The organism is Streptomyces sp. NPDC001604, from assembly GCF_042893475.1.
GTDB lineage: Bacteria > Actinomycetota > Actinomycetes > Streptomycetales > Streptomycetaceae > Streptomyces.
On record NZ_JBIAUY010000052.1, the window covers coordinates 1 to 1,369 of the forward strand.

A 1,369-nucleotide genomic window follows, 5' to 3' on the forward strand; every position below is an offset into this window, starting at 1 on the left:
ACGGCAAACTTTCCAGGTATAATTTTTGGATTGGTCACATTTTTTACTGCCCTTTGATGATAAAAAAATTGATTAATTGGACCTGTGTGTGGCCATTATCAGAGATAAATAAATAATAAATTCGCAAATTGTAAAATGAAGTTAGCCACCTTGAGTCAAGCAAAAAACATCTGAATCTCTTATACTAGAAGTTCGACCAAATAGTATAAAAAGGAAATTCAGATGCAAGACTATTCTATCACAAGCCAGAGCAAAGGGAAACACCTGACCAATCAAGACCGTTTAAACATTGAACGTTGGCACAATAAAGAAGGACTGAGCAACCGTGAGATTGCGCGCTTATTGAATAAAGCTCATGGGACGATTGACAGAGAGATGAAGCGAGGGGAAATCCAGCTCAAGCGGAAGGTAAAATACTCTGCTAAAAAGGCTCAAGAAAATTATGAAGGATTGAGGGCTCACAGTGTTCGTCCGAGTAAACTCACGACTGAGATTGATTGTTATGTGAGTACACGTCTTAAAGAAGACAAGGACTCTTTGGAAGTCATTCATCAGGCTCTAAAAGGAGTTTCTCTGAGCAGCCTCTACAATTGGGTCAACTGGGGCTGGTTAGAAGCCAAGCGTCATCATCTTTTCTATCCGCAGTATAAGGCGGCAAAGAAAATCAAACCTCGTGCGCCAAAGCATCCTTTTGGCAAGTCTATTGAAGAACGGCCTGAGTTCATTAACAATCGCTTAGAAGTGGGGCATTACGAGATTGACACGGTCATTCTTACGAGAGCTAAGAACAAGGTGCTTTTGACGCTCACAGAGCGAAAATACCGCACGGAGATCATTCGCTTGATTGATGGGAAAACAGCACAGGCGGTCAATGATGAGCTGGTGGAACTTCAAAAAAGTTATGACTTCAAATCCATTACCCCTGACAATGGCCATGAATTTGCAAGGCTCTCTGAGGTCGTAAGCTGTCCAGTTTACTATGCACACGCCTACGCGAGCTTTGAGCGAGGGACGAATGAAAACCATAACCGAATGATTCGTAGGCATCTGCCAAAAGGCACAACAAAGACGACCCCTGAAGAAGTCGCCGCTATCGAGTATTGGATGAACCATTATCCAAGAAAAATGTTCAACTATAAGAGTTCATATGAGATGAGCTTGGCTGGCTAACTTGGACTTGCAATTTGCGATTTTTATTTTTTATAAAAAAATAAATTAAATAGGCTAGGAAATTCAGCCTTTTTGCGTTAAAATAGTCTTTATGACATTAACACAAGAATTTGATACGATTGCGGCGATTTCGACACCGCTTGGTGAAGGAGCAATTGCCATTGTTCGTTTATCAGGGACAGATGCCCTAAAAATTGCT

General features: G+C 41.2%; 2 protein-coding genes. Both read left to right on the forward strand.

Annotated elements, in window-relative coordinates; translation table 11 throughout:
• Positions 1 to 222 precede the first annotated feature (222 nt).
• Positions 223 to 1,170 carry an IS30 family transposase gene (locus tag ACFY1E_RS47910; protein WP_003130410.1) on the forward strand — a complete coding sequence of 316 codons (948 nt, stop codon included), beginning with the start codon at positions 223 to 225 and terminating at the stop codon, positions 1,168 to 1,170.
• 91 nt (positions 1,171 to 1,261) lie between these two features.
• Positions 1,262 to 1,369 (forward strand): hypothetical protein (locus ACFY1E_RS47915; RefSeq protein WP_389088933.1); only part of this gene is annotated, 108 nt, incomplete at its 3' end.